This window comes from Micromonospora sp. D75, from assembly GCF_018070405.1.
GTDB lineage: Bacteria > Actinomycetota > Actinomycetes > Mycobacteriales > Micromonosporaceae > Micromonospora > Micromonospora chalcea.
This window is the reverse complement of sequence record NZ_JAGPXV010000256.1, coordinates 1-7,857: the sequence shown is the minus strand read 5'-3', so window position 1 is coordinate 7,857 and position 7,857 is coordinate 1. Positions and strand designations below refer to the sequence as shown.

General features: G+C 74.5%; 6 protein-coding genes and 1 pseudogene. 6 read left to right on the top strand and 1 reads right to left on the bottom strand.

All coding sequences use genetic code 11. The annotated features are described in order from the left end of the window. Positions 1–825, bottom strand: an 825-nt coding sequence (locus KBX39_RS16720; protein ID WP_210871430.1) for an arginine deiminase family protein, incomplete at its 3' end; no start/stop codon positions are given. Between the two features lie 162 nt (positions 826–987). Between KBX39_RS16720 and KBX39_RS16715 the strand changes: the two genes are divergently transcribed. From KBX39_RS16715 to KBX39_RS16695, 6 genes and pseudogenes are all read left to right on the top strand, one after another. Then, complete coding sequence (locus tag KBX39_RS16715; protein ID WP_043330823.1) at positions 988–1,725, top strand: hypothetical protein; 738 nt, start codon at positions 988–990, stop codon at positions 1,723–1,725. 144 nt (positions 1,726–1,869) lie between these two features. Then, positions 1,870–2,322: a hypothetical protein gene (locus KBX39_RS16710; RefSeq protein ID WP_030499431.1), complete on the top strand. Its 453-nt coding sequence runs from the start codon at positions 1,870–1,872 to the stop codon at positions 2,320–2,322. 73 nt (positions 2,323–2,395) lie between these two features. Next, positions 2,396–2,935: a hypothetical protein gene (locus tag KBX39_RS16705; protein ID WP_064448084.1), complete on the top strand. Its 540-nt coding sequence runs from the start codon at positions 2,396–2,398 to the stop codon at positions 2,933–2,935. A gap of 10 nt (positions 2,936–2,945) precedes the next feature. Further along, positions 2,946–3,866 (top strand): annotated as a pseudogene (gene pheA, locus KBX39_RS33380) (prephenate dehydratase); the annotation flags it as partial. Between the two features lie 12 nt (positions 3,867–3,878). After that, the gene (locus KBX39_RS33375) at positions 3,879–5,225 is read left to right on the top strand and encodes a beta-ketoacyl reductase (protein WP_247660289.1); all 1,347 of its coding nucleotides are present in this window, start codon (positions 3,879–3,881) and stop codon (positions 5,223–5,225) included. Next, on the top strand, positions 5,222–7,857 hold a 2,636-nt coding region (locus KBX39_RS16695), incomplete at its 3' end, for a type I polyketide synthase (RefSeq protein WP_210871426.1). The genes KBX39_RS33375 and KBX39_RS16695, both read left to right, overlap by 4 nt.

Here is a 7,857-nt window from a genome sequence, read left to right as displayed (position 1 = left end):
GGTGTCGACCATCGTGCAGACCGTGTCCAGGTGCATGGTGGCGCGCTCCTGCGCGATCGGGACCACCAGGATGGTGTGCGCCAGGCCGGCGGCGAACACCTGCCGGGCCAGCCGCTCCGCGCCGGCCGGGGTGGTGCGTTCACCGACGCCGACGGCGAGCACCCCCGGGGCGAGCAGCAGCACGTCGCCGCCCTCCAGATGCTCCAGCCGCGGGTGGTAGACGAACTCGGTGCCGACGAACCGGGGGTGGTAGCGGTAGATCGCGTCGGTGAGCGTGGTCTCCCGCCGCCGCGCCGGCATGGCCAGGCTGGTGACACCGACCCGGTCCCCGATCCACACCGACGAGTCGCGGGTGAACAGCAGGTTCGGCAGCGGATCGATGACGAAGTCGTGCCGGTCCATCAGGGTCCACACGAGACCGCCGGGGCGGTCGCCGCCGACGCGCAACTCCTCGTGGGCGAGCCCGGCGATCAGCACGTCGGCCAGCCCGGCCGGGTCCAGGTACGCCAGGTGGTCGGCGACCCGGCGCCGCAGTGTGTGGCCGAGCCGGCGGGACCGCAGCACCTGATCGGTCAGCTCGGCCCGGGCGTCCGGCACGGCGAGCGTCTCGGCCAGCAGGTCGGCCAGGTAGAGCACCTCGACCCCGCGGGACCGCAGCGCCGCCGCGAACGCGTCGTGCTCCTCCTGCGCCCGTCCCACCCATGGGATGGCGTCGAACAGCAACGAGTCGTTGTTGCGTGGGGTGAGGCGGGCGAGTTCCGGTCCCGGGCGGTGCAGCAACACCGTCCCGAGCCGGGCGACTTCGCTGTCCACATAGTGGGTCACCCCCGCAGCCTAGGGCAGGCTTGCGCACCATTCGGAAAAGAAGCGTGGATGAATATGGCATTCATCCACACTCACTCCGGCGCCCCGGCTTGCCGAGCCCCCGGGGGCGCAACGTAGGGTAGTGGAGACATAACTTCGAGAGACCTTTTGCCGGAGGTCGCGATGACTGTCTTTCCCGCTCGTCGAGCCGTACCGAGCAGGGCACTGCCGCCCCGCACGGTGCCGCACACCCGGGTCGAGCCCACGTCGGTGCTCGAACCGGCCCGACCGACTCCACTGGAGTGGGCCCGGCGTCGCCGGGCGGAGCGGGGGGCCCGCCGGTTGGAAGCCGCCGGGGCCCGCGCCCTCGGCCAGCTCGACCACCTCGGGCCCGCCTGGCACGTCATCGAGTGGCCCCGGACGGACCCGGCCGACATGCTGCTCGACCGCGTCCGCGACGACCGGGCCGGGTTCCTGGCCATCGGCCCGAGCGGCCTGTTCGCGGTCACCATCGCCGACCACGGCCGCGCGCGCGTGCTCGTCGCCGGTGACGTCGTGCAGATCAACGGCAAGCGCCCGCCGTACGTGGCGGAGGCGCGCCGGGACGCCAAGCGGGCCAGCAAGGCCCTCTCCGACGCGGTCGGCCTGCCGATCCCGGTCACGCCGGTGCTGACGTTCGTCGGCTCCGGCGTGATCAGCGTCTACGGGCTGCCGAAGGACTGCCTCATGGCCACCCACCGGGAGCTGGACCGCCTGCTCGTGGCCGGCGGGAACCGGATCAGCCCGGCCACCGCCGAGAAGCTGTCCCGCGTGGCCCAGGCGCCGTCGACGTGGTTCAACGGCACGTACCGTCCAACCGCCGACTACCGGTGGTACGACGAGGGCCGAACGGCCGCTGACAAGCGGGCCGCCCGCCGGTAACGTCTCCGGCGACGCCACGCGGCCCCCGGCTCCGCCCCCGACTGGTTCCGTCGGTCCGCGTCGTCGCCGGCCGCCCGGCAGCCGATGCTCCCGCCGCACCGACCGGCTAGCGTGGACAGACCGTCGGTGTACATAGGAGGCGCGGTGGCCCACGTCGAACTCTCACTCTCGGACGTGTTCGCGCCCCCGGCGGGCTCCACCGAGCAGGAGTCCGACAACTTCGGGCAGTGGTCCGGCATGGTCTCCCGAGCCGCCGAGCCGTGCCTGCTGATCGACGCCGGCACCACGGTCGTGGCGATCTCCTCGTCCGGCTGCGCGCTGCTCTGCCTGGGCGCGCCGGGGGACGTGATCGGCCTGCCGCTGCTGGAGGGCGGCCTGCGCCTGGTGGACTTCACGGCCAGCCCGAGCGAGCTGACCGAGCAGGAGACCGACAAGATCCCGCCGCTGCTCGCGCTGCACTCCGGGCGACTCGCCCGGGGTCTGCTCCGCGTGCAGGGCCCCAACTCCGACGCCGGCCGCACGGTCGACGCGATCTCCACCCCGGTGCTCACCGACGGCGTGGTGGCCGGCTCGCTCACCTTCCTCTCCGCGGTCTGACCGGCACGCTTCCACCCGGGCCCGGCCTCCTCCTACGATGGGCTCGGCCCCCGCCGTACGACGACATCCCTCGATGCCGAGGACGCCCACCGTGCTCCGCACCCCCCACCCCGGTCGCCGGCACCGCCCACTGGCGCTGCTGGCGGTGCTCGCCCTCGCCGCCTGCGGCGCGCCGCCCGAGCTGCGCACGCCGCCCGCCGTCGCCACGCCCGCGCCGGTCCCGTCGACGTCCGCCACGCCCACCCCGAGCGCCACGACGGTGGCACCTGTCACACCGTCCGCGCCCGTGCTCTCCCCGTCCACGCCGGTGACGGCGACGCCGTGCCGGGGCCGGCCGTCCGGCGACCGGATCGTCGCGCTGCTGCGCGGGTCCGCCGGAGTGCTGCCCCGCGACGTCCGGGTCACAGTGGCCACCGGTCCGCTCTGCGCCGAAGGGTGGCAGTACACCGTGCTGGCGGTCGCCGGACACGAGGAGCTGCAGGTCGTCACCCGGGGCGGCAGCGGCACGCCGACGCTGGTGACGGCCGGGACGGACGTGTGCGGCGTCGAGGTGCGGACCCTCGCGCCGCCCGGCATCCGTACCCTGGCCTGCGACGGCACGCCGGGTGCGTAGGCTGGTCGGCATGCCGGGAACACCGCCGACCCGCTTCGTCTACCTGGGCCCCGAGGGCACCTTCGCCGAACAGGCCCTGCGAACGGTGCCCGCCGCCGAACGCGGGGAGCGCACACCGGCGCGCAGCGTCGGCGAGGCGCTCGACGCGGTACGCGCCGGCGACGCGGATGCGGCCCTGGTGCCGCTGGAGAACTCCATCGGCGGCGCCGTCGGCGTGACGCTCGACGAGCTGGCCGAGGGCGACCCGTTGGTGATCACCCGCGAGGTCGTCCTGCCGGTGGAGTTCGTGCTCGCCGCCCGGCCCGGCACCACGCTCGCCGACGTGCGCGGCGTGGCCGCCCACCCGCAGGCGTCCACCCAGTGCCGGGGCTGGCTGCGCGAGCACCTGCCCGACGCCACAGTTGTCGACGTGCTCTCCAACGGCGCCGCAGCGGCCGGCGCGGCGAGCGGCGAGTACGACGCCGCCATCTGCGCCCCGATCGGCGCGACCCGGCACCGGCTGGCGGTCCTCGCCGACAAGATCGCCGACCACCCGGACGCGGTGACCCGCTTCGCGCTGGTGTCCCGCCCCGGGCCGCCTCCGCCGCCGACCGGTGACGACCTCACCTCGCTGGCCGTCTACATCGCGCACGACCGGGTGGGCGCGCTGCTGGCGGTGCTCATGGAACTGGCGGTGCGGGGCGTGAACATGACCCGCATCGAGTCCCGCCCCACCGGTGAGGCGCTCGGCCGGTACGTGTTCTTCCTGGACTGTGCCGGGCACGTCGCCGACGTACGCCTCGGCGAGGCGTTGCAGGGGCTGCGCCGGGTCTGCGCCGACGTGCGGTTCCTGGGGTCGTACCCCCGGCACCGCTGGAACGCGGCGGCGGGTGACCGGTCGGCGGCGGCGTCCACCGGGCCCTCCGACCTCGACTACGCCGACGCGGCGGCGGCGTTCGGTCTCATGGCGCAGGCCCGGCACACCGGCAAGATCGTGCTGCGGCCCGGTGGGCACGAGGTGGCCGCCGTACCGCCGGGGGAGGTCCCGGTCCGGCCGGCCGCCACGTACCTGATCACCGGTGGTCTCGGCGCTCTCGGCCTGGAGACCGCCCGCTGGCTGGCCGGTCGCGGCGCGCGGCACCTGGCGCTGCTCGGCCGCAGCCGGCCCTCGGCGTACGCCGGGCAGGTCCTCGACGAGTTGCGCGGGCAGGGCGTCGAGGTCCAGGTCCGGCAGGCCGACATCGCCCGCCACGAGGACGTCACGGCGGTGCTGGCGGACCTCGACCGGACGATGCCGCCGCTGGCCGGCGTCGTGCACGCCGCCGGTGTGCTGGACGACGGGCTGATGCTGCAGCTCGACCGGGCCCGGTTCCGGGCCGTGGCCGCGCCCAAGGTGGACGGCGCCTGGCATCTGCACCGGGCCACCCTGGACCGGGACCTCGACTTCTTCGTCCTCTACTCCTCGGCCGCCGCGCTGCTCGGCTCACCGGGCCAGGCCAACTACGCCGCCGCGAACGCGTTCCTGGACACGCACGCGCAGCGGCGCCGGGCGCAGGGACGGGCCGCGCTGAGCGTCAACTGGGGGCCCGGGTCCGGGTCCGGCCGGGCGGCCCGCCCGGACCGTGGCGGCCAGCTCGCCGGGCAGGGCATCGTCGGCATCGACCCACGCGACGGCATCGAGGCGCTGGACCGGCTGGTGCGGACCCCGGCGGCGCAGGCGGCCGTCCTGCCGCTGGACCTCGACCGGCTCCGCACGGCCGCGGCCGGCGGGCTCGTGCCCGCGCTGCTGGCCGACCTGGTCGCGGTGGACACCCCGCGCACGGCCGAGGGCCGGGCGCGCTCCGGCGAGGTACGCCGGCGGCTGCTCACCGTCGAGCCGGGCCGCCGCCGGCGCGCCCTGCTCACCGGGCACGTCGCCGGTGAGGTGGCCCGGGTGCTCAAGGTGGACGCCGACCGGGTCGACGTCACCTCGCCGCTGGCGAACATGGGCTTCGACTCGCTGATGTCGCTGGAGCTGCGCAAGCGGCTGGAGACGTCGCTCGACGTCGAACTGTCCGCCACGCTCGCGTGGCGCTTCCCGACCATCGACGCGCTCGTACCGCACCTCGCCGAGCGGATGGACGTGGCGCTGGAGGCCGGGCCGGACGCCGACGTCTCCCCGGCGGGGACCGGCCCGGCGACCGCGCCCGGCGCGACACCGGCCGCCGGGACCGACGACCCGGCCACCGACCTGGAGCAGCTCTCCGACGACGACGTCGAGGCGCTCCTGCTGGCCAAGCTCAACCAGATCGAGGAAGGGCGTCAGGGATGACCACGACCGGGCAGCAGGCGCAGGCGCCGAACTCCACGCTCAAGCGCGCCTACCTGCAGATGGAGCGGATGCAGCGGCAGCTCGCCGAGTACGAGCGCGGCCGGACCGAGCCCGTCGCGGTCGTCGGCATGGGGCTGCGCTTCCCCGGCGGCGCGGTCGACGCGGAGAGCTTCTGGCGGATCCTGCGCGACGGCGTCGACGCGGTCGCGGAGATCCCGGCCGACCGCTGGCCGGTCGACGAGTTCTACGACGAGCAACCGCAGCAGCCCGGCAAGATGCGGACCCGCTGGGGCGGCTTCCTGGACCGCGTCGACCACTTCGACTACGAGTTCTTCGGCATCTCCCGGCGCGAGGCGCTGGCCATGGACCCGCAGCAGCGGCTCGCCCTGGAGGTGTCCTGGGAGGCGCTGGAGAACGCCGGGAAGGCGCCGACCGCGCTGGCCGGCAGCCGTACCGGGGTGTTCCTCGGCGTGTGCAGCAACGACTTCGCCACCGAGAACTTCCCCGGGCTGGAGGACATCACCGCCTACGCCAGCACCGGCACCGCGCACAGCGTGGTGACCGGGCGGATCTCGTACGTCTTCGACTTGCGCGGCCCGAGCGTGGCGGTGGACACCGCCTGCTCCTCCTCGCTGGTGTCGGTGCACATGGCGGTGCAGAGCCTGCGGTCCGGCGAGTGCGACCTGGCCCTCGGCGGCGGGGTGAACGTCGTCCTGTCGCCGCTGCCCAGCGTGGCCTTCTCCCAGTTCCCCGGCATGGTCGCCCCGGACGGCCGGTGCAAGACCTTCGACGCCCGCGCCAACGGCTACGTCCGCAGCGAGGGCTGCGGCATCGTCGTGCTCAAGCGTCTGACCGACGCGGTACGCGACGGCGACCAGGTGCTCGCGGTGATCCGCGGCGGCGCGGTCAACCAGGACGGTCGCAGCTCCGGGGTGACCGCCCCGAACGGGGTGGCGCAGCGCGACGTGCTGCGCCGGGCGCTCGCGGCTAGCGGCGTCGCCGCCGAGCAGGTCTCCTACATCGAGGCGCACGGCACCGGCACCACGCTCGGCGACCCGATCGAGGTCGAGGCGCTGGCCGAGGTGTACGGCCGGGAGGAGGGCGCACCGGTCTACCTGGGGTCGTCGAAGACGAACGTCGGCCACGCCGAGGCCGCCTCCGGCATCGTCGGGCTGATCAAGGTGGTGCTCGCCCTGCACAAGGGCGCGATCCCGCCGAACGTGCACTTCACCGAGCTGAATCCGCACATCTCCTTCGCCGGCACCACGTTCGCGGTGCCGACCGAGTTGAGCGATTGGCCGGCGGTCGCCGAGCGGCCGGTGGCCGGGGTGAGCAGCTTCGGGTTCAGCGGCACCAACGCCCACCTGATCGTGCAGGCCGCGCCCGAGCCGCCGGCCGTACCGTCGGAACCGGCGGTGGAGCGGCCCCGTTCGGTGCTGCCGCTGTCGGCCCGGACGCCGGACGGGCTGCTGGAGCTGGCCCGGCGCTACCAGCAGCGGCTGTCCGCCGACCCGGGCGCGGCGCTGGCCGACGTCTGCTTCTCGGCCGGCACCGGACGGGCCCACTTCCCGCACCGCCTGGCCGCCGTCGGCGCGTCCGCCCGGGAGGTCGCCGACCAGCTCGCCGACTTCGTCGACGGGCTGCCCGGCGACCTGCCGGTGGTGGGCGAGGCCGGCAGCGACGACGTGGTCTTCCTCTTCACCGGGCAGGGCCCGCAGCGCGTCGGCATGGCCCGCGCCCTCTATCAGACGCAGCCCACCTTCCGGCAGGCCGTCGACCGCTGCGACGAGATCCTGCGGCCGCTGCTGGACGTCCCGCTGCTGGACGTGATCTACCCGGCCGACCCGGACTCCGACCTGGTCTACCGCACGACCTACTCGCAGCCGGCGCTGTTCGCGGTGCAGTACGCCATGGCGCAGATGTGGCGCTCCTGGGGCGTCGAGCCGGTGGCGGTGCTCGGGCACAGCTTCGGCGAGTACGTGGCCGCCTGCGTGGCCGGCATGATGAGCCTGGAGGACGGGCTGCGGCTGGTCGTCGAACGCGGCCGGCTGATGTGGGAGCTGAACGGCAACGGCGCGATGGTGGCCGTCTTCGCCGCCGAGGCCGAGGTCGCCGAGGTGATCGCCGGGTACGCCGACCGGGTGTCCGTCGCCGCGGTCAACGGCCCCGGCACCACCTCCATCTCCGGTGAGCGGGAGGCGCTGGCGCGGATCTGCGCCGAGTTCGACAGGCGCGGGGTCAAGACCAAGCAGTTGCACATCACCACCTCGTCGCACTCGCCGCTGATCGAGCCGATCCTGCCGGGCCTGCGCGCGGCGGCCGACGCGGTGACGTTCACCCCGCCGCGCATCCCGCTCGTGGCGAACCTGACCGGTGAGCTGTGGCCGTGGGACAGCGCCCCGGACGCCGACTACTGGTGCCGGCACGCCCGCCAGCCGGTGCGCTTCGCGGCCAGCATCGACACGCTGCGCGAGCTGGGCTACCGCACCTTCGTCGAGATGGGACCCGCGCCGACGCTGCTCGGCATGATCAGCGACAACCTGCCGGCGGGGGAGGCCCTGCTGGCGCCGAGCCTGCGGCCCAAGCACGACGACTGGGCGGTGCTGCTGCACACCGTCGCCCGGCTCTACAC

What these genes read in the sequence shown, in the direction of transcription:
- KBX39_RS16705 (WP_064448084.1), top strand. Translation starts at nt 2,396, where the DNA reads ATGCCGAGGACGCCCACCGTGCTCCGCACCCCCCACCCCGGTCGCCGG.
- KBX39_RS16715 (WP_043330823.1), top strand. Translation starts at nt 988, where the DNA reads ATGACTGTCTTTCCCGCTCGTCGAGCCGTACCGAGCAGGGCACTGCCG.
- KBX39_RS33375 (WP_247660289.1), top strand. Translation starts at nt 3,879, where the DNA reads ATGGCGCAGGCCCGGCACACCGGCAAGATCGTGCTGCGGCCCGGTGGG.